The organism is Paucibacter sp. Y2R2-4 (assembly GCF_025717535.1).
GTDB lineage: Bacteria > Pseudomonadota > Gammaproteobacteria > Burkholderiales > Burkholderiaceae_C > Paucibacter_A.
In genome coordinates this window covers 131,485-157,132 of record NZ_JAJIRO010000003.1, presented here as the reverse complement: position 1 = coordinate 157,132, position 25,648 = coordinate 131,485, and the positions used below count along the sequence as shown (strand labels likewise).

Sequence of the window (25,648 nt, the reverse complement as noted above, 5' to 3'; positions counted from 1 at the left end):
TGTGTTTTCTCTCCACCGCGACTCCCCCACCCCGCTGTCTGACCAGATCGAGCTGCGCTTGCGCGAGCTGATGGCCGATGGCCGCCTGCCCGCTGCGGCACGCTTGATGTCGATCCGCCAGCTCGCCACCCAGCTGGCGGTGAGCCCCAACACCGTGGTCAGCGCCTATGACAGGCTGGTGGCACTGGGGCTGATCGAGTCGCGCGGCCGGGCCGGCTACTTTGTGTGCGAAACCCGCAGCGCTGCCCTGCCCGATGCGGCGGCGCTGGAGGCGGGCGAGGAGCAAGAAGGCGTGTGGCTGGCCCAGCAGGCCAATGACCAGCGCGCCGGCGTCTTGCTGGCCAGCAGCGGCGCGCTGCCCCCCAATTGGCTGGACGACGCCGTGCCGCTGGCTGCCCTGCAACGCGGCATGGCCCGCGCCAGCGCCGGCATGGCCACGCGCTGCCCCGCGCAAGGCGTGCCGGAGTTGCGCGAGCGGATTGCGCTGGTTTTGCGCGGCATGGGCATTGCCGCTGACGCCGGCCGCATCCTCACCACCTATGGCGGTACCCATGCCATCGACCTGATCTGCCGCGCCTTTTTGCAGCCGGGTGACACGGTGCTGGTGGAAGACCCGGGCTACTTTTTGATGTTCGACCGGCTGCGCAAAGACGGCATTCGCATCCTGCCCATCAAACGCCGCCCCGATGGCCTGGACCTGCAAGAGCTGGAGGCCGCCTGCCTGGCGCACCGCCCGCGCCTGCTGTTTGTGCAAACGGTGTTGCACAACCCAACCGGCTGGGGCAGCAGTGCCGCCAATCTGCACAAGCTGCTGGTGCTGGCCCAGCAGCATGGCTTGCTGATCGCCGAAGACGATGTGCAGGGCCACTTCCACCCCGGCCACGCGACCCGCCTGGCCAGCCTCTCGGGCCTGGACCGGGTGATCTACTACTCGAGCTTTTGCAAGGCGCTGAGCCCGGCGCTGCGCCTGGGCTATATGGCCGCCGAGCCTGCGCTGCTGAAGGCGCTGATGCGCGAGAAGATCTACTCGGTGCTGACCACCTCGGCGCTGCAGGAATATGTGATGTTGGAAGTCTTGGCCGCCGGGCGCTGGCGCAAGCACCTGGACCGCTTGAATGCCAAGTTAATGGCCGCTCGCCACAGCAGCGCCAAACAGCTGAGCGAGGCCGGCATCCGGCTGGACCACCCCGGCGAGGGCGGCCTCTTCCTGTGGGGCTCGGTGCCGCCCGAGGTGGACCTGAACCTGCTGGTGCAAGACGCCTACCGCAACAAGATCTTGCTGGTGCGCGGCGCCACCTTCTCGGCCGACCGCGCCTTTGATTCGCACATCCGCTTCAACGCCGCCTTCAGCCAGCAGCCGCGCCTGGCCAACTATCTGCGCGAGCGGCTGCAAGGAGTTGCCGGCGCCAAGGCGGCGCTGGCGCGCGCTGGGGCTGGGGCGGGGGCTGGAGCTGGGGCAGACGCCGAGCGCTAAGGCGCAGCCACCCGGACGCCCCCCCTGCCCCGCTCTTTCGGCCTCACTCCGCCGCTGAGATCTCAAACCAGTTGAGCTTCCAGCCCTCGGCCAGAGAACGGATGCGCAGCACATGGCGGCCCGCTTCCAGTCGCAGTGGCGCGGGCGCAATCACCGTTTGCCATACCTTGTTGCCACCGCTGCTGGGCGCAGCCTGGGTGGCCACGGTTTGACCGTCCAGCGACAGCTCCAAGCCCTCGCTGCCCTCCTTGCTCGCCACACGGTAGGAGAGTCGGTAATTGCCGCTGCGCGCGACATCGATGCTGTACTCGGTCCAACTGTCTTTGGCCATGCCGGTCGGGCCGGTCAGGTTCAGGCCGCCCTGACCATGGGCGTCTTCCTGGTCCTCCCCAGGCGCCACCTTGCCGACGGTGACCTGCTGCATCTGGTTGAAGTCTTCCGCCTGAATCAGGCCGGGCACCGGGTGCACCTGGTCGGCCGTCAGCACCGGAGCGCTGAAACCACTGAATCGATCGCGGTTGGCGGCCACCACCGCATAGCGGTGTTTGCGCGCTGGTGAACTTTTGTCGACATAACGTAATTCCTTGACGTCACTGGCGATGCGTGTGAAGTCGCCGCCCAGGCTGTCACTGCGATAGACGTGGTAACCCAACACCGTCGGTTCGGCGCTGGCCGACCAAGACAGCTGCACCGCGCCGGGCTTGGCCGGGTCAGCCAGGCTTTGCGTCAGCTGCAAGCCCTGCGGCGGCTGCGGGAAGGGCTGCAAACTCTTGCGCCTTGCCCGCTCCACTGCCTGGACGCGGGCCAGTTGCTTCTCGAAGGCCTGCGCCGTGGGCGATGCGTGCAGGTCGGCCGGGCCATCCAAGCTCTGCGCCAGGCGAAAGCCCTCAATCACACCCACCCAGTCAAGCGGCATCGCGCCGCGCATGGTGACGGAGTTGCCGCGCCAATGCCAGGCGCCGCCGCGCAAGACTCGCATCTGGCAGTCACCTGTTTTCCGTGCGCTGCCATCGGCGGGTGCGCCCTCGTAGTTCTCGACCCAGCAGTCCTGCAGATACTCGGAAGCATTGCCAATCAGGTCGTGAATGCCCAGAGGGTTGGGCTTGTACATGCCGACGATGCTAGCGAAGCCGGCGCCGTCATCGCAGTCCGAAATGCCCCCCATAAAGCCGGTGTAGGTGGCGCCATAACGGACCATGCCGGCGTGCTCGGCCGATTGGTCGGACACATTGGCGTACTCACAAATGCGCTTTTCGTCGAGGTCCTCGCCAAAGGGGAAGCCGGGCTTGCCACGGCCGGCACTGGCGACATATTCCCACTCGGCCTCGGTCGGCAGGCGGTAGCTCTTGCCGGTTTGCTGCGACAACCATTGGGCATAGGCATCGGCACCGGCCCAGCCGACGCACACGGTCGGCTGAAACTCACTGTCGGTCAACTCGTTCTTGTCCCAGGAGCCAGGCGTAGCGCCTTGACCAAACCAACCCTGAATTGGCTGATGTATGCATTTGTCCGGCGCTTTGTAGCCGGTGGCCTCGACAAAGCGCCTGAACTCAGCCACGGTGACTTCGTACTTGGCGAGCTTGAAGGCTTTGAGTTTGACCTTGTGAATGGGCAAGGACTCTGGGGCGGGCGAGGCATCGCCACCATAGGCTTTGCCGCCGCCCATTTGGAACTCGCCGCCCGGTACGCTGACCATGGGCGGTTCGATATAGGCAGTGGGTGCCGCGAAGGCTTGGGTGCTCAGGCCAAGGAGCGAAAAGGCCAGGATGTGGGGTGTGTTCATGCCCGCATTCTGCGAAGCGGGCTGCCGTCTCGCTGCGGCTTGCGACGAAGCCGGCGAAAGCGCGGATGAGTTCGGTCAGCGCGCGATGGAATCTGGCGCTGCGGTGGACGAATCCAGCAGCCGCTCATAGCCCGCCTCGCCGCCGAACTGCGGCAGCGCATCGGCAATCTCATGCCAGGCCGCCTTGTGCGAGACAAAGAAATGCTGGCTGGGTGCCAAGCTCAGAGGATCACCTTGAAGAATGCCGGCCGGCACGCCAAAGATCTGCGGCATGCGCAAGTCTTCGGTGAACACATGACTGCCACAGTGCTTGCAGAAGTGGCGCCGCCCATTCGGCGTGGGGCTGAACACCGCCAGCGACTCGGCGCCGCTAAAAGCACAGCTCTCACGCGCCACGCTCACCCACGTGGTGAAGGCCGCGCCACTCAATCGGCGGCACTGCCCGCAATGGCAGTGGATGACGCCTTTGGGCGGGGCGGCGGCGCGCAAGGTGACGGCGCCGCAGTAGCAAGCGCCGAACAGTTCAGCGATCAATGGCCTGTTCATCGGAGAGGCGGCCCGTTGAGTTACCGCGTCTGCGCAGATAAGAGCTCATGAATCCAAACCCGGCGCAAAACAAGATGCGCCCATAGAACCAGGCGACTTCGCCCTGCTGCAGGTCCGCGAAATAGCCCCAAACAGCGCCGACCAAGCCCGTAAGCAAGGCCGAGATCAGGTGATGTTTCATCAGGTCATGCCTCCCTCTTGTGTTCAGTCCGAACTCGATGACAGCGAGTCTGGACCTCAGCCCTGAGCTGCCACCACATGCCGGGCAAAGCTGTCGAGGATGGCTTGCCAGCCGCCGCGCTGCTGCTCTTCGGTATGTGTCTCTTCACCGTCGAAGCTGACGGTCACGGTGACGCCTTGCGCGCTTTCAGAGAAATCAACACTCGCCTGACGCTCGCCAAAGCTGTACTCAATGCGCTGCAAAGGCAGGATGCGGGTGTACTCGCCCGCAAAGTCAAAACCGAAGGAGCCGTCTTTGGCCTCCATGCGCGAGGAAAACTTACCGCCCTCGCGGAAGTCCACCGTGGAGGCCGTGGTGTGCCAATCCGGCGAGGCCGTATTCCAGACCTTGATGTCCTCGGGCGAGTTGTAGGCGCGCCAGACCTCGGCCAAGGGGGCGGCGACCAGGGTCGAAACGAAAATTTTCATGAGGCCTCCGAGTGCTTTGTTGGAGAAGTGTAGAGGCCTCGCCCGCTGCAAAAACTACGGGCGGCTGGCCAGCACCCGCCGATTTCCAAACGGCATCAAGCGGCCTCAAGCGGCAGCTGCTGCCGGCTGGGCGCCAGCCTTTTGCGTGCCGGCATCGTCACCATCATCATCGGGCAGCAACATGCGTCCAAAAATGAACTTGATGGTCAGCAGTAGCAGCCCTGCGGAGGCCACCAACACGGCATGCAAACCCCAAAACTGGGTGCCGGGCATTTCTTCCAGCAGACCTGCCAACCAGCCGACGAAGGAGTTGCCCAAGAACAGGTGCAGGTAGTACACGCCAATCATCAAGCCGGCCAGTTGCCGCGGCGCGGCGCGAGAGTACAGCGCCAAGCCGACCGGCAGGATGTTGGCAAAGCCCAGGTTGTTCAGCAAGGTATAGCCAATGGTCCAGATGAAGCTGACCTTCTGATCGGTGCCAGCAATCGAGGCGGCGGCCAGCACCAGCAGAACCGGGCCGGAGGCGGCGATCAGGGAGCCGTAGGCCATCTTGGTCAGCTCATCGGGCTCGCGCCGGCGGGTCGCCCACCAGCGCCAAAAAGCCAGCGAGGCCAGCATGGTACCGGTGCTGGTCAGCGCGTCCACCGCCTGCAGCCAGGTCACGGGCACCTGCCAGCCGAACAGCAGCAGGTCCATGTGCTTTTGCGACCAGAGCGGGAAAGCGTTGTTGTATTGCTGGTTGCCGACGATGGACAACATCAATACCGGGATCATGGCCAGCAGCAGCACCAAGCGCGCCTTTTCGGCGCGGCCCATCGGCTCTTTGGCCAGGGCCGTGGCATCGTTCTTCTTGACCAGAGGCGCCTCGGGCGGCAGATAACGGCGGCCGGCCAAATAGACGATCAGGCCAATCACCATGCCCACGCCGGCGGCACCAAAGCCCCAGTGCCAACCCACTTTCTCGCCCAGGGTTCCGCAGACGATGGGCGCGGCGATCACCGCGATCTGAATCGCCAGCATGAAGATCTGAAAGGCGCTGGCGGCGCGCTTGTCGCCCGGCCCGTACAGCGCCCCGACCTGAGCCGCGATATTGCCCTTGAAGCAACCCACGCCCAACAAGAGACAGGCCAGCGCCGCCAGGAAGCTGCTCTCAAATGCCATCAAGAAATGGCCCAAGGCCATCAAGCTGGCGCCAATGACCACGGTCTTGGTACGACCCAGCAGCCGGTCGGCCAAGAGGCCGCCAAACAAGGGCGTCAGGTAGACCAGGCCGGCATACAGGCCAAACACCACCGAGGCCAGTTGTTGTGGCGAACGTGGGCCGATCAGGCGCTCGATCTGGGCGCGCAAGGCGTCCATGCCAGCGACGTTGCCGATGTTCTCGGGCAGAAACAGGTAGTTGCTGAGGTAGATGACCAGCAGCGCCTGCATGCCGTAATAGGAGAAGCGCTCCCAGAGTTCACAGAAAGCCAGCCAGCCGAGGCCGGCCGGGTGGCCCAGAAAAGCGCGGTCACTGCGGGCGCGGACGGCATCAGAGGTCGAAGAGGTCACGGCAAGCGTCTAAATATATTAAGAAGCCGCGACTGTCTCCGAAAATGCCGTTCTCCACAAGCGGTGTTGTCCGGGGTGTCTGAAGGCACGTCAAAAAACTTGGCGCCTTGGCTTGAGCGGCACTGCGGGCGGGGCCGCCGGAGCGAAGCAGGTCTCATCGCTAGCTGCCGACAGACGCGCAGAAGGGGCGCTGCGCCCTTGCAGTCCGGCCAGAGCTACTTCAACTGCCCTAACTGCTCAATCACCTGACGCAAGCGGCCTTCGGTTTCCTGGCTCTTGGCGAGCGACTGCACCGCCGATTCCTTGTAGTTCTTGACCAAACCGCTCAGAAAGTCTTCCTGCTGCGGCATCAAGCCCAGATGGATGTAGCTGTCTTCCATGTCTTTGGCCAGCGCCTCAAACAAGAACTTGACCTCGCTGGCTTGATCTTGGTTGCGCACCGAAATATCGGTGAGCGCCAAGCGGGTCATGGCCATCATCTTGATGACTTTGTCGTTCAGCTGGCGGATGGCCACTTCATTGTCCAAGGCCACCACCTTCGTACAAGCGCCCTCGATCAGCAAAGCGACGTTGTCAATGGCGCGCCCGTAGCGCTCGGCCAGCTCGGGGTCCATGCCGGCCGGCCGCGTCATCGGCAGGTCGCGCAAAAACAAAATCACGCTGTCGAAATTGAAGCCGGTGTGCGGGCCCAACGGGCGGATATGCGGGTCCAAACCCTGCGCGGCCAAATGGTCCAGGATGGACTGCTCCAGCGCCGTGCACGTCCCCTTGCTGTTCAAGGAAATCGCGCCCACTTGACCGCTGATGCGGATGCAACCCTCCAGCCCGTAACGCTCCAGCGACTCAAACAAATTGGCGGCAATGCCGGCGTAATCCGAACAACTGTTCAACTTGCGCTGAAAGTCCAGCACCACCCCCACCTCGCCCACCATATCGGCGCTGCTCATCACCGCATTGACGGCTTCATTGAGTTGCTGGCCGAGCTCGCGCTTGGCGGCGGAGGCGGCCAACTGCCGCTCAATCTTGGCCAGCAGCTCGGGCATGTCAAAGGGCTTGCAGACGTAATCGTCGCCTCCGGCCGAGTAGCCCAAGAGCCGCTCGTCGATCGAGGTCAGGGCCGACAAGAAAATCACCGGCGTGGCCGCCGCGCTGGAGGCGCGCAGCTTGCGGCAGGTCTCGTAGCCATCCATGCCAGGCATCAAGCAGTCCAGCAAAATCAAATCCGGCGGCGTGGAACTGTCCACCAGCTCCAAGGCTTGGGCGCCGCTGGGCGCCGTCAAGATCTTGTAGCTGTCGCTGAGCAAGGCCTCCATCAAGTCCAGCATTTCGGAGGAGTCGTCCACCAGCAGGAGGGTCGGCCGGGATGCGTTGAGATTTTGCGCGTTCATGCGGGCTTTCAAGCGGAGGAACTTGAGTGGCAAAGGACTCAACAACAGCATGCGTTTGCTCACGCGCCGCGCTGCAAGCCCCATCGACGCGAATAAGCTTAGCGCAGATTGATTGAAAGCCCGCGGGCCAAGTCGGCCGCGCGCCAAGCGCGGAGATGGCTGGCGCGAAAAAAGGCCGAATCACGCGGATTCGGCCCAAGCCCAAACGGGACGAGATCAGAGATAGGTGGTCTTAGCTCACATCAAATCAAGCACCGCGACGGCGGCGCACAAGGCCCAAAGCCAAGAGCGCCACGCCGGTCAAGGCAAAGCTGGCCGGCTCGGGAACGGCATTGCCAAAGGCTTGAACGTTGATGTCGCTGACCTTGTCCCAGCCATTGCCCAGCGAGGACCACTCGCCACCCACGGCGAAGCTGCCGCCATTGATCGTGCCCCAAAGCAATTTGCCGTCGGCCCCGTCTTGCGGAGAACCGCTCAGCGCGGCGTTGGAGGCATGCGAGAAAGGCGAGGGGTAGTCACCGCCAGTGCCGTCCAGGAAGAACTGGAAGGTTTCCCCGGCGGCCAGGGTGATATCGACGGCGAAGTCGATCTGCTGGATCTTGTAGGTGTTGCCGGAGTAGCCCTGGTAATCGAGGCCGCCCACATAGCTGGTGTTCGAGATGCTGCCCGCGCCTGGTAGCAGCGACACGGTGGACCCAGCGACGCCGCCCCACAGCGAAGCCGTGGCGATGTTGGGCTCGACCGCCCAAACGCGGATGGTGGACAAGCGCCAGGTCTGCGCGCTCGTGTTGGTGAAGCTGTCGCCATCTACCCAATGTTCTCCGTTCGAGCCCGTGGGCTCGGTCCAGCTCACATTGCTGCGGTCCGCGCCGGCCACATTGTTCAGATTGATGGTCGGCAGTCCCCGGTCCACCAGCAAGGTGGGCGCAGCCTGAGCGCCTGCCGTTGCCAGCACGGCGGCCACGGCCACGCCGGCAAGTTTGAAATGCTTCATGGTCTTATCCCTTTATTGGTTCAATTCGTTCAGCAAAAAGCCAATGAACGCCGGTGGCCCTGAGGAGGGTCGCCAGCGGCGAAACAATGCTTCTCATCGCTTGCAAGGCGCTTGACGCACGATTTCAGGAACCAGAGTAAGACGAGGAGGCAAGAGCTGACCCCCTTGGTTCAGGGGGAATGCAGGTGAATCCGGGGTTAGTACCGCATTGGCAATCGCACAAATCGCCTGCTTGTGCCGTTCTGAAACAGCCCGAGATCCTCGGGCTTGACCCAAGTCAAGGCCCGCGATGCAGCATCAAGCCGGCCAAGGCGCAGCTCATGACTTCACGCTTGGCGGCCGGTAGTCGCTCGTGCAACCAGACGGTGCCGGGATAGCTCAGCCCGAGGGCGGCAACCGGGCCTGAGGGGCCGTCGACGCGGTAGCCAGCAAAGGGTTCATCGTCAGGCACGGTTCGGCCATTGGCATCAAAACGGCCCAAGGGATATTCGACCTCGTCCAGCGTGATGCTCAGGCGCACCGGGTTCGATCCGGCGGCCCCCTGCCAGCCGGAGTCGCTGGCAATGCTCAGGGTGGAGCTATGGCCATCCTGAGTGCGGCAGTCACAGCTGAAATTGACTTTGTAGCGTTGCAAGGTGACGGCGCTGAAGACCGGCAGCGTGGTTTCATTCGACTTGCTGGCGCATTGCGCCGCGACATCGGTGCGACCGGAATTGCCCCCCACCAAGTGGTAGCTGAAGGCACTGCGTCGGTTCTCCACCTTGAGCCCGCCGATCTGGAACGAGCCGCCCGTGCTGCTGTTCTTGCCTTCGATGCCGGTGACTCGATAAGCGCCGAGGTCAAAAGACTCATCCACCAACAGACCCGTGGCGCGGCTGCGATTGGCAGCCGGCAGCGTCAGGCTCTGGCCTTCAAAGCCGGCGGGTGGCCGCATCTCCATCGGTGTGCTGCTGCAAGCGGCCATGCCGCCCAAACACGCCGCGGCCAGCAACAATCCGGCGCCCGTCGCCAGCAGGGAACGCTTGTTTGAATTGAAATTTGCTTGCTTCATTGTCTTTTCGCCTGCGAGAGGCTATGCATGATGGGCCGCACTGTAGTGGCGCCGCGGCCAGGCAAGGGCTAGGCTCGACAGAGTCTCGGCTTTCAATACCCGGGGTAGCGTTTCTTGAAGCAGCCCCTTTGGAATTGCCCGGAATGGCTCCAGGTGAAAGACAAGCGCTGCTGAACGCTGACCCGCAGTTTCAGCGCATGCGGCGAAAGAAAGCGCCAAAGGTCTTAGTGCAAGTCAAGGTGGAGCGCCGCAAGCTCTGCTAAGGTGGACCCGTGACGCAGCGCCTGAAAGCCTGAAAGCGAGCCCTCATCGGAGGGGCTGGACGACTGATTCACTTGAAGCAAAGGAAAGTCCGCATCATGCAAGTTCTTCTTCATTCCGACACCCATATCGCCGCCACTCAACTGACCAGCGATCACCTGAGCGCCTTGGCCAAAGAACAGTTGGATCGTTTTGGCGACCGCATCACCCGTGTTGAAGCCCATCTGTCGGACGTGAAAGGCCATGCCAAGACCGCAGACCAGGCCGTGCTGTGCAGCCTGGAGGCTCGCCTGAAAGGCATGGAGCCGCTGGTCGTGAAAGAAGAAGCCGGCAATATCCACCAGGCCATCGACGGCGCCATGCGCAAGCTCAAACGCGCCCTGGCCACGGCGCTCGAAAAGCAGGAGCCGCGTGGCAACGGCAAGCCCGGCCTGGTCGCCGATTTGGATGCCGAGCCCAGCGCTTGAGGCTTAGCCTGGACATCCCATGTTGAACGAGGTCCCCAGCGACGTCCCCAGCCCCATCGACCTGCGCCAACTGACCGACGCGCAGGCCTGGGCGGAGACGGCCTTGGCCAAGCGGCCCGACCGGCCGCTGTTCTTTGCTCGCTTCGCCCAAGGCTTGCGCGAGGCGCCTGCCCTGCCGAACCGTCGGGTGCTGGAGTTAGGCTCAGGCCCGGGATTTCTGGCGAATCATCTGCTGCAAGCCTTGCCAGATTTGGAGTTCGGCTATGTGGCCCTGGACTTTTCCCCGGCCATGCATGCCCTGGCGCGCGAGCGTCTGGGCCCGCTGAGCGACCGGGTGCAGTTCATCGAGCGCAGCTTCAAAGCGCCGGACTGGACTGCAGGCCTGGGGCTTTTTGACCAGGTGCTGACCCACCAGGCGGTGCATGAGTTGCGCCACAAGCGCTATGCCACCGAGCTGCACGCCCAAGTCAAAAGCTTGCTGAAACCGGGCGGCAGCTATTGGATTTGCGACCATTGGGCCGGCCCTGGCGGCATGAGCAATGATCAGCTCTATATGACCGTCGCCGAGCAGGCCGCCGCCTTGCGCGAGGCGGGCTTCAATCAAGTCGAGCCCTTGCTGAACCAGGGTGGCATGGTCTTGCACCGGGCGTCCTGAGCTGTGATGCAAGACGACACCAGCAGCAAGCTGCTGGACCCATTGATCGCGCTGGAGCGCCTCTTGCACCAGCCCGCCGTCCGCGCCGACGCGGCCGCCGTGGAGCGCCTGCTGCATCCGCAGTTCCGCGAGTTCGGCCGCTCCGGGCGCAGCTACAGCCGCGCCGCCATGCTGGAGCTGCTGGCCGCCGAAGACCCGGCGGACACCTCGATCGAGGTGGTTTCGCAAGACTTCGCACTGCAAATGCTGGGCGACAACGCCGCGCTGCTGACTTACCGCAGCGCCCATCGAAGCCCGGATGGGCACTTAAGTCGCCCCAGCTGGCGCTCCTCAATCTGGCGCCTAGAAGCCCTGGGCTGGCAGATGATTTTTCACCAGGGCACGGCCACCGCAGCCTTTTGAGCGCTGCCCCCGGGCAGAACGGCCCAGGGTCGTCACACAAAGGAAACAAAGTCGGCACATCATGGGTTTGCTGCGGTGCAGCATTTCTAGTATCTTTGCTGAACCGGGGCGTGGCCCCGACAAGAGAGCCGCCCATGTTTCCCTTCCAATTGCCTCAGACCACCCTTTTGAACTTCTTTCAGCCGGCGGGACAGAGCGCATCGGCAGGGGCTGCGGCCGCTGGCGCCCCGCTGACTCCTTTGGCCCAGCAAGCGATGGACTATTGGGTGGATGCGGCGCAACGCTCCGTCTTGTTCTGGGATGTGCTGCGCGAGCGCGGCAATGTCTACGCCCAGCATGCCAAATCGGGCAAGCCGCCGGTGCTGGTGTTCGAGTTCGAAACCGTCTTGGACGCCCGCGAATTTGAGTTGCCGGCCAATTACGCGCTGGTGCGCATCAAGCCCCCGGCCGACCGGCCAAGCGACCCCAACAAGCGCGCTTTTGTGGTGATCGACCCGCGCGCCGGTCATGGCCCAGGCATCGGCGGCTTCAAGCCCGATAGCGAGATCGGCATCGCGCTGGGCGCCGGCCACCCCTGCTATTTCTTCACCTTCTTCCCCGAGCCCATGCCGGGCCAAACCATCGAGGCGGTGGCGCGCGCCGAGGTGCAATTCTTGGAGAAGGTCAATGACTTGCATCCGCAAGCCGAAGGCAAGCCCTTTGTGATCGGCAACTGCCAGGGCGGCTGGGCCTTGATGCTGATTGCGGCCGCTCAGCCCGAGTCGGTTGGCCCGATTCTGCTGGCCGGCGCGCCGGTGTCTTACTGGGCGGGCGTCGAGGGCAAGAACCCGATGCGCTACTCGGGCGGCCTGCTGGGCGGCTCCTGGTTGGCCTCGCTGACCGGCGACCTGGGCAATGGCAAGTTCGACGGCGCCCATCTGGTCAGCAATTTCGAGACCCTCAACCCCGCCAACACCTACTGGAGCAAGCTCTACAACCTCTACGCCAAGGTGGACACCGAGCGCGAGCGTTTCTTGGACTTTGAACGCTGGTGGGGCGGCCACTACCTGATGAACAAGGCCGAGATGGACTGGATCGTGCAGAACCTGTTCGTCGGCAACAAGCTCTCGCGCGGCGGCGTGCAAACCGCCGACGGCAGCCTGCAAATCGACCTGCGCGCGATCCGCTCGCCCATCGTGGTGTTTGCCTCCTGGGGCGACAACATCACCCCGCCACAGCAGGCGCTGAACTGGATCGCCGATCTCTACGACAACACCGACGAGATCCGCGCCCATGAGCAGACCATCGTCTACTGCCTGCACGAAAGCGTGGGCCACTTGGGCATCTTTGTCTCGGCCGGCGTGGCCAAGAAAGAAACCACCGAGATCGCTGGCGCGCTGGACCTGATCGACCTGCTGCCGCCAGGCCTCTACGAGATGGTGATTGAAGACACCCACCCCGAGATGGACCACAGCGAGTTGATCCACGGGCGCTATCTCTCGGTCTTCAAGCCGCGCGAGGTCAGCGACATCTTGGCTCTGGACGATGGCCGTGAAGACGAGCAAGACTTCGAAGTGGCGCGCCGTGTCGCCGAGATCAACCAGGCCAACTACGACAAGTTCCTCTCGCCGCTGGTGAAGACGGTGGCGAATGAGCCCAGCGCGCAAGTGGCCCGCGCCATCAACCCGGCGCGCATGGAGCGCTGGATGGTGTCTGACGCCAATCCGGTGGTGTGGCCGATCAAGAGCCTGGCCGACACGGTGCGCAAGCAACGCCAGCCGGTGAGCGCGGACAACCCCTTCCTGGCCGCCGAGCAAAACGCTTCCGAATGGATTGTGCGCAGCCTGGACCAGTACCGCGAGTTGCGCGATGCGGCGCAAGAGCGGCTCTTCATCAACCTCTACCGCTCGCCCTGGCTGAAGGCCGCCGTGGGCATGCATGAGCTGAGCCTGAGCCAACAGAGCAAGGTTCGAGACAAAAAGACCGGCTGGGCCCATGAAGAACTGCTGCGCATGAAACAGGCGCAGGCCGAGGCCGCCATTGAGCAAGGCACGGCGCTGGATGCCGGCATGCGCATGCTGATCCACATCGCCTCCGACGGCGCCGGTGTGGATGAGCGGCCCTTCCGCATGATTCAGCAAATGCTGCACGAAGCCCACGCCGCCGGCCAAAGCAAGCTGACGCTGGCCGACCTGAAGCAAAGCGCCAAGACGCAACACCTGGCCCTCTTGCTGGACCGACCGCGCGCTTTGGCCGCCCTGCCCAAGCTGCTGCATGACGCCGAATCTGCACGGGACGCTTTCGACCTGGTGAAGCGCATCGCCCGCGCCCAAGGCCCGCTCAGCGAGCAAAGAGCCGAGCGCCTGTGTGAGATTGCCGAGGTCTTGGATCTGCCGGTGATTGCCGACGCAGAGAGCGAAGAGCACACCATCGCCGCGACCGCCGCACCCAGCAAACCCCGCACGCCAGCCCGGCCGGCAGCTCGCCCAGCGGCCAAGCGCACCAGCCCCGCCAAGACGGCCCGACCCAGCAGCAAGAGGAGCGCCCCATGAGCGAGGCCCCAAAGAAACGCGAAAAGTACGAGCGCCTGGTTGCGGCCGTCAAAGACCTGCCGCCAGCGCTGACCGCCGTGGCTCACCCCTGCGACGCCGCCTCGCTGACCGGCGCGCTGGACGCGGCTCGGCTGGGCATCATCACGCCCATCTTCGTCGGCCCGCGCGATCGCATCCTGGCTGCGGCCGCCGAGGCTGACCTCGACATCTCGGCCTATGAGATCGTCGACGCCCCCTTCAGTCACGCCGCCGCCGAAGCCGCCGTGGCCCTGGTGCGCGCCGGCCGCGCCGAGCTGCTGATGAAAGGCAGCTTGCACACCGACGAGTTGATGGCCGCCGTGGTCAAGCGCGACACCGGCTTACGCACCGAGCGGCGCCTGAGCCACTGCTTCATCATGGACGTGCCGCACCACGCCAGCGCCCTGTTCATCACCGATGCGGCCATCAACATCTTGCCGACGCTGGAAGACAAGGTCGACATCGTGCAAAACGCCATCGGCCTGGCGCATGCCCTGGGCATCCCCTGCCCCAAGGTGGCGATTCTGTCGGCGATGGAAACGGTCAACCCCAAAGTGCCCTCGACACTGGAGGCCGCGGCCCTGTGCAAGATGGCCGATCGCGGCCAGATCACCGGCGGCGTGCTGGACGGCCCGCTGGCCCTGGACAACGCCATCAGCCCCGAGGCCGCCGCCATCAAGAAGATTGGCGGGCCGGTGGCCGGCCAGGCCGACATCTTGGTGGTGCCCGATCTGGAGGCCGGCAATATGCTGGCCAAAAGCCTGTCCTTCCTGGCCGAGGCCGACGCGGCCGGCATCGTGCTGGGCGCGCGCGTGCCCATCATCCTGACCAGCCGTGCCGATTCGGCCATTACGCGCATGGCTTCTTGCGCGGTGGCGGTGCTGCTGGCCCAGCACCGCAAGAAGCTGGCGGCCAGCACCGGTCCCAATCCATGAGCAGCACGCCCGCCCCCAGGCTGCCGCACGGGAGCAGCCACGAAGCGCTGCTGGTGCTGAACGCCGGCTCCTCGAGCCTGAAGTTCAGCGTCTACCGGCTCAGCGAAGCCGAGAACAGCGCTGAGCGTGGTGTATCCCCGCGCAAACTGCATTTATTGGCCAGCGGCGTGCTGGAAGAGTTGGGCCATGCGGCGCGCTTTCACGTCAAAGACAGCCACGGCCATCTGCTGGACGAGCTGGCCTGGCCCGAGCCTGCGGCCGCGCCTGGGCCCGGCCCGCTGGGGCATAGCGGCGCCATCGATTTCTTGACCCAATGGCTGCGCGAGCACAACGGCGGCGGACTGCGATTGATCGGCGTGGGCCATCGGGTGGTGCATGGCGGGGTCAGGTACGCGAACCCGGTCTTGATCACGCCCGAGGTGCTGGCCGAGTTGCAAGCCCTGAGCCCGCTGGCGCCGCTGCACCAGCCGCACAATTTGCTGCCGATACGGCTGATTGAGCAGCGCCTGCCCGGCCTGCCGCAAGTGGCTTGTTTTGACACCGCCTTTCACCGCACGGCGCCCGAGGTTTCGCAAGCTTTTGCCCTGCCACCCAGCATCACCCGCAAGGGCCTGCGCCGCTACGGCTTTCATGGCCTGAGCTACGAGTACATCGCCCGCGCCTTGCCGGCTTTTGATGCCCACGCGGCCACCGGCAAGACGGTGGTGATGCACTTGGGCAATGGCGCCAGCATGTGCGCGATTGAGGCCGGCCAAAGTGTCGCCAGCTCCATGGGCTTCACCGCGGTGGACGGTCTGATGATGGGCACCCGCTGTGGCACCCTGGACCCCGGTGTGGTGCTCTACCTGATGGACGAGCTGAAGATGGACGCCCGCGCCATCGAGCGCCTGCTCTACAAGGAGTCGGGCCTGCTCGGCGTCTCCGGCATCTCCAGCGATATGCGTGCCTTGAGCGAGAGCGAAGACCCGCGCGCCCAGGCCGCCATCGAGCTGTTCGTCTACCGCATCAGTCGCGAGTTAGGGTCGCTGGCCGCTGCCCTGGGCGGGCTGGATGCCATCGTCTTCACCGCCGGCATTGGCGAGCACAGCGTCAAGATCCGCGAGGCCATCTGCAAGCACGCCGCCTGGCTGGGCGTGGAGCTGGACAGCCTGGCCAATGAAAGCGGCGGCCCCTTGATCAGCCGCCTGGGCAGCCGCTGCGCCGCCTGGGTCATCCCCACCAATGAAGAACTGATGATCGCAAGCCACACCCTGGACTTGCTCCAACATCCGCAGGAGTCCGAATGAGCGCGAGCGAGCACAACAAGCACCAGCCCCTGCTGGGCAAAAAGGCCCTGGTCGTGGGCGTGGCCAATGAAGCCTCGATTGCCTGGGGCTGCGCCAAAGCCTTCCAGGAACTGGGCGCCGAAGTGGCCCTGACCTATCTGAACGAGAAGGCCAAGCCGCATGTGGAGCCCTTGGCACAGAGCATTGAAGCCGCTTTGCTGCTGCCCCTGGATGTGAGCCAGCCAGGCCAGCTCGAAGCCGTGTTCGAGCAGATCACCCAGCGCTGGGGTCAGCTGGACATCCTGGTGCACTCCATCGCTTTCGCTCCCAAAGACGATCTACAAGGCGGGCTGCTGAACTGCTCGGCCGAGGGCTTTGGCAAAGCCATGGATGTGTCTTGCCACTCCTTCGTCCGCATGGCCCGCCTGGCCGTGCCGCTGATGGCGAATGGCGGCTCCATGTTCGCCATGAGCTACTACGGCGCCAACAAAGTCGTGCCCAACTACAACGTGATGGGCCCGGTGAAAGCCGCGCTGGAAGCCAGCTGCCGCTACCTGGCCTATGAGCTGGGCCACCAAGGCATACGGGTGCATGCCATCTCGCCCGGCCCGCTGAAAACCCGCGCCGCCTCTGGCTTGAAAGACTTCGACGCCCTGCTGCACGAGACTGAAGCCCGCACGCCGCTGGGCGAGTTGGTCGACATCATGGACGTGGGCTACACCTGCGCCTATATGGCTACGCCCTATGCGCGCCACCTGTCGGGCAACACGGTCTATGTGGACGGTGGGGCCAACATCATGGGCTGAAGCCCGAGGACAAGGTCCGCCTAGTCGAGGTAAGTCCAGCTGTCCGCGCCATCAAAGCGGCGCACCGGCACGGTCTGCACCCACTCGGGATCAAAGTTATTCAGATTGACCCCGTGTCTGCTTCCGGCTTGCCCATCCAGCGGCTCCCAATGCGTGACCACGCCGCAGGTCTTGCAGCGAAGGGTGCGCAGCGTTTTGTCGCCGTGCACATAATCCATCGTGTTCTCCGGGTGGCCCTCGACGAGCACGCTACCGAACTCAAAATAGGCCCATTGCGCGCCCAGCCTGCGGCAGATCGAGCAGTTGCAGCGCAAGCTCTTCTCGGGCTTTGACGGCAAGGTGAGGCGCACCGCGCCGCAGTGGCAAGTGCCCTGAAGTGAGGAGTCTGATGAAGTAGACATGATCGTTGCTGCCTCGCTCATTGGCCAGGGGGCGGTTCCCACAACTCGACCCTATTGCCTTCCGGGTCGATCACCCAGGCGAACTTGCCATATTCGCTGTCGTCGAACTTGTCGAGCACCTGGCAGCCCTCTTCTTTCAGAACCGCCCTCAATGCCACCACGTCGGCGACCCGGTAATTGATCATGAAGGGCGCGCTGCTCGGCGCGAACTGATCGCCGTCCACAGGGCCCACAGACCAGATGGTCGTCCCGGCGCTTGGCTTGCCCTCCGCATCGGCCCAAGTGAAGGCCGCGCCGCCCCAGTCCTGCACATCAATGCCCAGATGGCGCTTGTACCAAGCATGCATGGCCTTGGGATCTTTGGCCTTGAAGAAGATTCCACCAATACCTGTGACGCGCTTCATCGGAGTGACCTCGGCTCGGGTGTTGAAAGCAAGGCGACTATAGGTTCAATGCCCTGTTCTGTGCCCTGGGGTCACTGGGGATTGAGTACGGCGGCATAACGCTGCGCATAGTGCTCGGCCCGGGCGAGATCGCCCGCCTTGCGGTAGAGCGCCTCCAACTCCTCGAACACAAAGCGATCGGGCTTAGCGGCAGCCTCTGCTGACTTCTCAAGTGCCAGCTGCATCTGCAGCGCTTCATCATCTCGGCCCAGGTAGCGCAGCGTCCGCGCCACCATCCAACGCGCGGCATGCGTGGCCTCGGCATTTGTCCCGCGTTCTCGAATCAAAAGCGCCTTCTGAAACTGGACCAAGGCCTCCTCATAGCGGCCCATTTGGTGCAAGGCGTAACCCACATTGTTCCGAATCGACGCCTCCCAGCGCTGGGCCTGCGGCTGCGTGGAAGACTCGACCAAGGCCAAGGCCGCCTCGCCCCACTTCAGCTGATCGGCGGGCGCGGTGTCGATGAAGGCGAACATATGAATCGCATCAATCGCCAGGCCATCCAACTGGGCCGCACGCGCCAAGTCCAGCGCGCGCTGAATCTCCTGCCGGGCCTGCGCCTTGGCATCCGCCGTCACCAGCGCAGCCGGGTGCGCCGCCGAGGCAAAGCTCCGCCCCAGTTCCAAATGAAAGCGAACCTGAGCTTCGGGGCCGACCGAGGCCAGGCCCGGTTCCAAATCGCGCAGGAGCTTGCGAGCCCCGTCAAAGTCTTTTCTCAGCCCCAAGGTGCGGGCGATCTGGGTGCGCAGGATGAAGGCATCCTCAGCACTGGCCGTCTCCAGCGCAGCGCGGAAACGCTGCTCGCTGAGCTCGGGCCGAGAGAAGTCCCACAAGGGGGCGAGGTCGATGGCTTGGGCCTGCGGGGCCGCAAGGCCGGTCAGCAGGGTGGCGAGGATCAAATGGCGCATGGCCGCAATTTAAGGCCTGCCCCATCTGCGGGCAAGACATCGTCTTGGGGGGAGGTGGGCTAACAGCCGCCTCAAACGGCCTGAGGCACTGGCGCGAGGCGCTCCAGATAGGCCACATCAGGCCCATAACTGCTCAGCTTCTCAGACAGTGAGGCCGCCAACGGCGAGGGCTGGAAACCCCAGCGCCCCCAAAAGTCGGACGAATTCTGCACCGCAATCAGGCAGGCGCGGTCCAGGCCGCTGGCTTCCAAGCGATCCAAGAATCGCTGCACCAAGGCCTGCGCCAGCCCACGGCCCCTCGCTTGCGGATCGACCGAAAGGTCATGCAGATACAGGCAGTCGGGTTGCGCGGGTAGGCTGCAGTCCGGCGCATCCAGCAGCGGCGGGGATTCGGCCTGCCAAGGCAGCGCGAAAAGATAGGCCGCCAAAGGGCTGGCCGGCTCGACGCTCGCCGCCGCCACCCAGCAGTGCTCTGGCGCGGCACGCAGCTTGGCCGCCAGCGAGGCCTCGGACTCGGGCACCAGTTCGGTGAAGCAAGCGGCTTGGATGCGCAGCACTTCGGCCAGATCGGCGGGCTGCATGGGGCGGATCAAACGGGACAGGGACACAAGAAGCAAGAACAACAACAAATCAATCAGGCCAGCGGCGCTGCTGCGCCGCCACGGCCTACGCGGGGGGCACTATTGTCCCCGACCGCGCCCTGCCCTGCCCTGCAGCAAGGCTGCGTCTCGAACGCCTGACTCCGGCCTGAAATGGTTTTTGTGCTCGGCGACTGGCTATCGAGGACGACTGACCGGGTCGACGAAACCAGCGGCGAGCGCCGATGCAGCACGCAGATTGCCAGCGCGAAACGCGTCTGCGTCGCCAGCGGCCAGTGCGCGGTTCTCGAAGCTGTGGTCGCCGCCCACAACGGCCACGCGCAGGGCCTTTTGCCCGCCGGCAGCCAAGGCGTAGAGCGCGACCGAATCACACAGAGGGTCCGCGTCGCCCACGATCCACAAGGACGGACGACGCTCAGACTCCAGGCCAGGATAGTTCTCTCGACCTTCCGGCATTGGCGTGGTTTCACCCTTCTGTACACGGCTACAGATGGGCGTCAGCAGCAAGGCGCTTCGCAGCTTCTGATCAGCCGTAAAAGCGCGCCACGCCACGACAGAGCCCAGCGACTTACCGCCCACCGTGATGTTCTGTGAGTCCACACGCGGATGAGCCCGTGCGGCCGCAAGCACGGCCTGCAGGTCTTGCAGCTCAAGCGCCAAATCTGGCGAGGGTTGGCCTTTGGGTTCCGCCGTAAAGTAGGTCCAGTTGAAGCGGAATACCGCAACGCCGCGCTCGCTGAGCGCTCGGGCCGTTGCCTCCATGGCCGGCAAGCTCATGTGGTAACCCTGACCCGGCGCCAACACCAGGGCAGGCACCTTCGCAGTGCCCGCAGGGAGATCCACCATGGCTGAAATCTGAGTGCCGTCCGTGCGATGCACGACCGTGGCTTGAGCCAGCGCGCCGCTTGCTGCAGAAAGCAAAAGGGCAGCAAATGTGAGCAGGGTTTGGGGATGCATATGGAGCTGCGGAGTTGCTAGCGAATGTCGAACAGAAGCTCAGATCTTGAGCTCGCAACTGTAGGTGCCTTGACCCCCAGGTTCATGACCATTGGGTTACCGGTTCGTGGAACGAGCGGGATCGAGTTTTAAGTGTTGAGTCGCTACTCGAGTCGAACGAGTGACATCTTCAAACGGTGTGCTTGACACTTGCGACCAAGCCCCGGATTTTGCGGGTTCGCATCAACGGCCTAACCCCAAGCCCGCACTACTTGATGAAGTAGCCCGAGACACGCCAGGTCCCGTCCTTGTCCTTGAGTGGCGTCACGGTCTCAAGTGCACTGGCCTTGTTCTCAAACTGGGTTTCGAACTGAACGATCACATACTCACCGTCTGGAGCGCCCGGCAGAGATCGGGTGAACTGAGTTGACTTCAATGTCCTCAACTTGATCGCACCCAGTGGGGCTCGGACACCTTGAACTGCGGCCTCCCAGCTGGCTTTGCTGACGGCCGCCTTGAATAGACCTGCCGCGCTATCCCAACTCGCCCCGTAGTTCGCCGAGTCCGTCAACGAAAGCCACTCGATGGCGGCGGTTTTGGCTTTGGCAATCGCCTCGCTTTCTTGAGCTTGGCCTTGGGCTTGGGCTGATGTGCCAATGAAGACGCTGACGACGAAGGCAACAAGTGCAAAAAGTTTCATATAGAGCTCGTGGGGTTAGACAGCTTGCGTTAGGAATTCGACGCAACTGACGTTTGAGATGAGAGGCTTAACCCGGTTTGCCGGGGCAAGGCCTCTCGATTGCAGGCTCGCCATCAAGTCGTCGAACACAGCGAACCTCTTGAAGTTGAATGCCCCCAAACTCAAAAGTCTTGCGAGAGCCATTGTCGACCGTGAAACCCGCCTTTTGATAGAACCTGATTGCGCGCTCGTTGTCTGCGAACACCCAGAGACTGACGCTTGATGCGCCACGATTCGCCGCAACGGTGCGCGATGCTTCCCATAGCTCTCGACCTAAGCCAAGTGACCAATGCGATGGGCTCAAATAAATGGCCCAAATCTCAAAGTCTGAAGAACTAGATCCTTCATCACGGCATGGACCGATGGCCGAAAAGCCAACGACCTCCCCGTCGAGCTCGGCGACAAGGACATGCGGGAGATCTTCGGCAACTGATTTGGCCCACATGGATCGCCTCTTCTCGACAGGGAGCTTGGCGAGGAATTCGGCTGGAAGAATGTGGCTGTACGCTTGCTTCCAAGTCGCGACGTGGACGCGGGCGATGGCCTCCACGTCAGAGGGAATGGCAGTGCGGATCAACATCAGGGCTAGGAAAAATGACTTCGTGACGCCGGGCGCCCCGACTCCTGCGATACCGTAGGCTGCAGGCACAAGGCCGGTAGAGCGACGCCGTTGTACCCGCTCGAGTTTGCTCAAGCTCTTGGGTGCCGCATGCGCTGGAATGACTCATTATGTCTACAACTTTGGACGATCGATCTTTGGCTTCCAGGGCGGTTGCACGATGTTGCCGCGCCGAACCGCGAGGATCAGCATTGGGGAAGCGCGAGGGCGGGCTTTGAATTTCAAGTCTTCGCGGATCCTAGTCAATTGCCTTGTGACCGATTGGGGACTTCAGATTTAAGGCCTGACCCTCTAGCGCTGGCCTTGAATTTCAAGTCTTCGTGGATCCTGGTCAATTGCTTTGTGGCCCATTGGGGGCTTCAGATTTAAGGCCTGACCCTCTAGCCCAAACTTGGCGCGCCACTTGTAGAACGTGGCATCCGAGAAGCCGCCCTTACGGCAGATCTCAGCCACCGCCATGCCGGCCTCGGCCTGCTTGAGGAACCCAATGATTTGTTCCTCGGTGAACTTGCTCCTTCTCATGTCCGCGATTCTCCTGAAAAGCGGACCCCTACCACTTTTGCATGGTACGGCTGGAGGGGTGCAGGTCAATGTCCAGCGCCGCCTTGTAGACGGGCAGGTGTTCGTGGCGGGCCATGACCGACCATCAGAAAAAATCGTGCGGTTCAGGGGCTACCACCCCTAAACCCTCGAAAGGGTCAAAGGGCTCAAAGCGTCAAAGCCTCAATGTGAACGCCTTCTGCGAGCCACCAGCGTCGCGCCCAACGCCAACAACGCCAACGCCAGCGACTGTGGCTCCGGCACAGAGGCGGTCAAATCGTCGGGGCGCACAGCCACGGCATAGCGCTCGCTGATCTGGAACATGGTGTTCTGCATACCGTAATCGGGGTGGAACTCAAACGCGACGAGACCCGGGGCGACCTCCGTACCGGACCAGTAGTGGTCGTACTGCACATTCCTGAAATTCGCCTCCGCCCGCAAATTACCGTAGGCGGTGAAGAGTGCTGCGTACTCGCTGATCTCGGGCAGCCGCCAGTCGGTGCTGCCGGCGAAACTAAAACCTTCGGCCCAGGCCCTCTGCGAGCCCCAGTCCGCCGCGCCGTTGACGTTCCAGTCCGCCAACCAGATCAGGTTGGTGTTGGTGTCCTTGACCGTGCCGTTGGCCAGGTTGACCAGCGCGGCTTGCGCCGTGCCGGTCAGCGCCACGATGGCGGCCGCGGCTGCCCAAATTTTCAAAGCCCTCATCCTCTTTGCTCCTTCGGTTGATCAAACAATCACCCGCCCAACAAGCAATTTTCGCACCACCCTTCAGCGTGCCTAAATGCCATTGAAATTCAATGACTTAGTCTTGAATCGGCGTTGCGCACCCAGAGCAGCTGTAAAAAAATCCGACAAGTGCGTCCTGGCAAGACCCGCAGCGCGCGATGCGCCAGCCTAGGTGGGCGGCTGCTTCAGGGCGGCGAGCCCATTCGATGGGCTCACCCATTTGCCCCCCCCCCGCGTGCCGCCAATCGGTGATCGGGATTAGGCGACCGACAAAGTCATGAAAATCAAGAAGCGCGGGGTCACAAGAAGCGCGGGGTCAGGCCTTGAATTTCAAGTCTTCGTGGATCCTGGTCAATTGCTTTGTGGCCCATCGGGGGCTTCAGATTTAAGGCCTGACCCTCCAGCCCCCGCAGTTGAAGCGGAACACCGCAACGCCGCGCTCGCTGAGCGCTCGGGCCGTTGCCTCCATGGCCGGCAAGCTCATGTGGTAACCCTGACCCGGCGCCAACACCAGGGCAGGCACCTTTGCTGCGCCCGCAGGGAGATCCATCAGGGCTGAAATCTGCGTGCCGTCCGTGCGTTGCACGACCGTGGCTTGCGCCAGCGCGCCGCTTGCTGCAAAAAGCAAGAGGGCAGCACATGTGAGCAGGGTTTGGGGATGCATATGAAGCTGCGGAGTTGCTAGCGTATGTCGGACAGAAGCTCAGATCTTGAGCTCGCAACTGTAGGTGCCTTGCCCCCCAGGTTCATGACCATTGGGTTACCGATGCATGGAACCAGTTGGGGTTGGGTGTTATTTCGCCAATCGAGCCGAACGAGTGAACTCTTCAAAAAGTGTGCTAACTATTAAAGACCTGACCCCCGGAGTTTCCCCGGAGTTTCCGCCCCCCGAGTTTCCCCTGAGCCTGAGTCTGCTGTAAGCTATGGATACAACTCTCAGGGACGGGATTTTCGAATGATTGTTACGGGACATATCAATTTCTTCTCCATCAACGAATGCGGACTCTATAAACAAGGTAGCGACAAGCCTCACGACCTAAAGCTCGTAGAGACATTGTCATTGGTAGCGAAGTGGTTTCATGGAAAGCCACTCACTGACACACTACCGTGGGCACCAGACCAAACAAAAACTGGGCTTTCCAAGTGCTACTGCAGGGATTTGTATCACGATGAAGAAAGTGGCGAATACCTATTCGTCCTATGGAAATCGGATACTGATGCGGCTGGTTCTCTTCTGGGGGCACCAGAAGACCAACCTGCAGGAAAAGGCACAGTTGTTGAATACACAAACAACTACCAGGGAAATAAGGTGATTTGGGGGCGCCCCTGCTATTACTGGTTCATCCCCAATCAAAATATCGTCGCATCAATCAAATTTGACCATTCAGTTTGTGATTCCAACTTGATGCAAGAGTGGATGTTGCGGGTGATGACAAACAAGATTGACCATCCTACTAAGCGCAAAGAGAGAACCGAATCCGGTCAAGTTCGCTTTTCTTACACCGACAAGATCAGTGCACTGCTAGGGCGGTTTTCTTACCGTTTCTCAGCCAAGCTTATTGCGATAGATACAGCCTCCTCCGAATTGGCCGCACTCGCCTCGCGGGTAGTCGGAATTATTCATCGGGAGACCATTCGATTGGACAAGCCTAAGGACGAGCGCGCTCGTTGGCTCAAGCTGTTTGACCACATCGAATATTTAAACCCTAAACCTCAAACAAAAACTCGACAAATCGAAATTCGGGCTGAGGCGAAACCCACGGTCGTTGAACTGAAACGGATTATTGAGAAATTCGCCAAAGAAAATCGCAAACGCAGCGAATGGGACAACGTCGGATTTCAGACTGAAGACGGTGCGATGGTCTGGGCTGACCGCTATCGCTTACATGAACAAATCAACATGAACCAAGAAAGCACTAAAGTCTTCGCAGCAGCCGAGCTTCATGAGCGTCTCTCGAAGAATAGAGCCCGTTTGCTCAAAGGCCTAACAGCTGCGAAGAAGCCAGGGGTAAGTCAAGTTGCGAAGTCCGTAGGCCAAAGTACGCCCTTAAAGAAGAGTGCTTAACGAGGCCAGCATGTTAGTAAGAACACTCATCTACCTAGGTTTTTACTCCACAATGGTGGGCGCCGCCCATACATTAAAAATAGAATATAAATACGATGATCTAAAAGATTTTATTGGACTATTAATTCAAATTGCTGGGATGGTCTTTACCATAATGGGAATATGGATTGCCTTCCTTTATCCTAATGCCCTGAGTCGACTAGTAAATCCAGAAAAAATTGAAACCGCCGACTTTAGCGAAACGCTCTCGGAAACTAGAAGACTGGAGAAAATTGTTGCTGCAGTATTAATGTCAGCCGCAGTAGCAGTCGGATTATCACTGGTTATTTTTTTCAAGGTAGTACTATGGAAGACTGGCATATACTTTGAACACCGATTAGCAATCAAGAGCGCGGCATTGGCCTTCGTTGGACTTTGTACGATTATTCAACTAGAGGCTGTAGGAAGCGTTATTCTTGCCAATGTCATATTCATTAATGATCTGCATCGCAAACGTCAAGATCGGAAGGCAGAGGTAGATATATAAATTACTTATCTGAGCAAGCTATTTCATCCAGCATTGGCACTTTGATTGGTAACCTGCTGCAATCAAGCCTGTTTAGCCACCTGCGAACCCTTTGTCTTTGCCGGAAAAACCAAATTAACTGCATTGGTAGATTTTAGAGCACCACCGGGCACAAATTTCTGCGGCGAAGCAAGTTCATTATTGTTGAATATGGGGGTGGATTAAAAGAGAGGACAACACATTTGGCGAGGATACTTACTATTTCAAATGTGATGCCGGTTTGATTTGCAGAACAATACGGAATACAAGTCAGATCCAAACTTACTTCCGCAAACCATCAAGCGGAATCGAGCGCAACTCTTGAATGCTCTCCCCCTCCCACAGCCAAGCCC

The 25,648-nt window shown here is 61.8% G+C and carries 28 protein-coding genes; 10 read left to right on the top strand and 18 right to left on the bottom strand.

What is annotated here, in order from left to right:
- Position 1 precedes the first annotated feature (1 nt).
- Complete coding sequence (locus LNV06_RS11905; protein ID WP_263538505.1) at positions 2-1,474, top strand: aminotransferase-like domain-containing protein; 1,473 nt, start codon at positions 2-4, stop codon at positions 1,472-1,474.
- Between the two features lie 43 nt (positions 1,475-1,517).
- Here the strand turns inward: LNV06_RS11905 and LNV06_RS11900 are convergent, their stop codons facing one another.
- The 8 genes from LNV06_RS11900 to LNV06_RS11865 form a co-directional block, all read right to left on the bottom strand.
- On the bottom strand, positions 1,518-3,257 hold the full coding sequence (locus tag LNV06_RS11900; RefSeq protein WP_263538504.1) for an SUMF1/EgtB/PvdO family nonheme iron enzyme: 1,740 nt from the start codon (positions 3,255-3,257) through the stop codon (positions 1,518-1,520).
- A 75-nt stretch (positions 3,258-3,332) separates the two neighbouring features.
- Complete coding sequence (locus LNV06_RS11895) at positions 3,333-3,803, bottom strand: GFA family protein (protein WP_263538503.1); 471 nt, start codon at positions 3,801-3,803, stop codon at positions 3,333-3,335.
- Positions 3,781-3,984, bottom strand: coding sequence for a hypothetical protein (locus tag LNV06_RS11890; protein ID WP_263538502.1), 204 nt, complete (start codon positions 3,982-3,984; stop codon positions 3,781-3,783). Before LNV06_RS11890 ends, LNV06_RS11895 begins: the two co-directional genes overlap by 23 nt.
- 56 nt (positions 3,985-4,040) lie before the next feature.
- Positions 4,041-4,451 (bottom strand): SRPBCC domain-containing protein, encoded by a 411-nt coding sequence (locus LNV06_RS11885; RefSeq protein WP_263538501.1) that lies wholly within the window; start codon positions 4,449-4,451, stop codon positions 4,041-4,043.
- Positions 4,452-4,556: 105 nt separating this feature from the next.
- A complete protein-coding gene (locus LNV06_RS11880) occupies positions 4,557-6,002 on the bottom strand; it encodes a peptide MFS transporter (protein WP_263538500.1) in 1,446 nt (481 codons plus the stop codon).
- A gap of 215 nt (positions 6,003-6,217) precedes the next feature.
- Complete coding sequence (locus LNV06_RS11875; protein ID WP_263538499.1) at positions 6,218-7,390, bottom strand: response regulator transcription factor; 1,173 nt, start codon at positions 7,388-7,390, stop codon at positions 6,218-6,220.
- 247 nt (positions 7,391-7,637) lie between these two features.
- Positions 7,638-8,384 carry a PEP-CTERM sorting domain-containing protein gene (locus LNV06_RS11870; protein ID WP_263538498.1) on the bottom strand — a complete coding sequence of 249 codons (747 nt, stop codon included), beginning with the start codon at positions 8,382-8,384 and terminating at the stop codon, positions 7,638-7,640.
- A gap of 277 nt (positions 8,385-8,661) precedes the next feature.
- Complete coding sequence (locus tag LNV06_RS11865) at positions 8,662-9,435, bottom strand: hypothetical protein (protein WP_263538497.1); 774 nt, start codon at positions 9,433-9,435, stop codon at positions 8,662-8,664.
- A 359-nt stretch (positions 9,436-9,794) separates the two neighbouring features.
- On the opposite strand from LNV06_RS11865, the gene LNV06_RS11860 reads away from it, so the two are divergent.
- From LNV06_RS11860 to fabI, 7 genes are all read left to right on the top strand, one after another.
- The gene (locus LNV06_RS11860; protein WP_263538496.1) at positions 9,795-10,163 is read left to right on the top strand and encodes an HPF/RaiA family ribosome-associated protein; all 369 of its coding nucleotides are present in this window, start codon (positions 9,795-9,797) and stop codon (positions 10,161-10,163) included.
- Between the two features lie 19 nt (positions 10,164-10,182).
- Positions 10,183-10,818, top strand: a complete 636-nt coding sequence (locus LNV06_RS11855; RefSeq protein ID WP_263538495.1) for a class I SAM-dependent methyltransferase — start codon at positions 10,183-10,185, stop codon at positions 10,816-10,818.
- Positions 10,819-10,824: 6 nt separating this feature from the next.
- A complete protein-coding gene (locus LNV06_RS11850; protein WP_263538494.1) occupies positions 10,825-11,220 on the top strand; it encodes a nuclear transport factor 2 family protein in 396 nt (131 codons plus the stop codon).
- A 134-nt stretch (positions 11,221-11,354) separates the two neighbouring features.
- The gene (locus tag LNV06_RS11845; RefSeq protein WP_263538493.1) at positions 11,355-13,751 is read left to right on the top strand and encodes a DUF3141 domain-containing protein; all 2,397 of its coding nucleotides are present in this window, start codon (positions 11,355-11,357) and stop codon (positions 13,749-13,751) included.
- A complete protein-coding gene (locus tag LNV06_RS11840) occupies positions 13,748-14,704 on the top strand; it encodes a phosphate acetyltransferase (RefSeq protein WP_263538492.1) in 957 nt (318 codons plus the stop codon). Before LNV06_RS11845 ends, LNV06_RS11840 begins: the two co-directional genes overlap by 4 nt.
- Entirely contained in the window at positions 14,701-15,990 is a 1,290-nt protein-coding gene (locus LNV06_RS11835) for an acetate/propionate family kinase (protein WP_263538491.1), read from the top strand. Before LNV06_RS11840 ends, LNV06_RS11835 begins: the two co-directional genes overlap by 4 nt.
- The gene (gene fabI / locus LNV06_RS11830; RefSeq protein ID WP_263538490.1) at positions 15,987-16,775 is read left to right on the top strand and encodes an enoyl-ACP reductase FabI; all 789 of its coding nucleotides are present in this window, start codon (positions 15,987-15,989) and stop codon (positions 16,773-16,775) included. Before LNV06_RS11835 ends, fabI begins: the two co-directional genes overlap by 4 nt.
- 20 nt (positions 16,776-16,795) lie before the next feature.
- Here the strand turns inward: fabI and LNV06_RS11825 are convergent, their stop codons facing one another.
- From LNV06_RS11825 to LNV06_RS11780, 10 genes are all read right to left on the bottom strand, one after another.
- A complete protein-coding gene (locus LNV06_RS11825) occupies positions 16,796-17,176 on the bottom strand; it encodes a GFA family protein (protein WP_263538489.1) in 381 nt (126 codons plus the stop codon).
- Between the two features lie 17 nt (positions 17,177-17,193).
- A complete protein-coding gene (locus LNV06_RS11820; RefSeq protein ID WP_263538488.1) occupies positions 17,194-17,580 on the bottom strand; it encodes a VOC family protein in 387 nt (128 codons plus the stop codon).
- Between the two features lie 71 nt (positions 17,581-17,651).
- Positions 17,652-18,527, bottom strand: a complete 876-nt coding sequence (locus tag LNV06_RS11815; RefSeq protein WP_263538487.1) for a tetratricopeptide repeat protein — start codon at positions 18,525-18,527, stop codon at positions 17,652-17,654.
- Between the two features lie 71 nt (positions 18,528-18,598).
- Positions 18,599-19,150, bottom strand: a complete 552-nt coding sequence (locus LNV06_RS11810) for a GNAT family N-acetyltransferase (protein ID WP_263538486.1) — start codon at positions 19,148-19,150, stop codon at positions 18,599-18,601.
- Between the two features lie 153 nt (positions 19,151-19,303).
- Positions 19,304-20,047, bottom strand: a complete 744-nt coding sequence (locus LNV06_RS11805; RefSeq protein WP_263538485.1) for an alpha/beta family hydrolase — start codon at positions 20,045-20,047, stop codon at positions 19,304-19,306.
- Positions 20,048-20,330: 283 nt separating this feature from the next.
- Positions 20,331-20,762, bottom strand: coding sequence for a DUF4019 domain-containing protein (locus tag LNV06_RS11800; protein WP_263538484.1), 432 nt, complete (start codon positions 20,760-20,762; stop codon positions 20,331-20,333).
- Between the two features lie 67 nt (positions 20,763-20,829).
- Positions 20,830-21,381, bottom strand: coding sequence for a GNAT family N-acetyltransferase (locus tag LNV06_RS11795; RefSeq protein WP_263538483.1), 552 nt, complete (start codon positions 21,379-21,381; stop codon positions 20,830-20,832).
- Positions 21,382-21,711: 330 nt separating this feature from the next.
- Positions 21,712-21,942, bottom strand: coding sequence for a transposase (locus LNV06_RS11790; protein WP_263538482.1), 231 nt, complete (start codon positions 21,940-21,942; stop codon positions 21,712-21,714).
- A gap of 201 nt (positions 21,943-22,143) precedes the next feature.
- Positions 22,144-22,665, bottom strand: coding sequence for an Lcl C-terminal domain-containing protein (locus tag LNV06_RS11785; RefSeq protein ID WP_263538481.1), 522 nt, complete (start codon positions 22,663-22,665; stop codon positions 22,144-22,146).
- Between the two features lie 406 nt (positions 22,666-23,071).
- Positions 23,072-23,350, bottom strand: a complete 279-nt coding sequence (locus LNV06_RS11780) for an alpha/beta hydrolase family protein (RefSeq protein ID WP_263538480.1) — start codon at positions 23,348-23,350, stop codon at positions 23,072-23,074.
- A 291-nt stretch (positions 23,351-23,641) separates the two neighbouring features.
- Between LNV06_RS11780 and LNV06_RS11775 the strand changes: the two genes are divergently transcribed.
- Positions 23,642-24,751, top strand: coding sequence for a hypothetical protein (locus tag LNV06_RS11775; RefSeq protein WP_263538479.1), 1,110 nt, complete (start codon positions 23,642-23,644; stop codon positions 24,749-24,751).
- 10 nt (positions 24,752-24,761) lie between these two features.
- Positions 24,762-25,277 carry a hypothetical protein gene (locus LNV06_RS11770; RefSeq protein WP_263538478.1) on the top strand — a complete coding sequence of 172 codons (516 nt, stop codon included), beginning with the start codon at positions 24,762-24,764 and terminating at the stop codon, positions 25,275-25,277.
- The last annotated feature ends 371 nt before the right edge of the window (positions 25,278-25,648 follow it).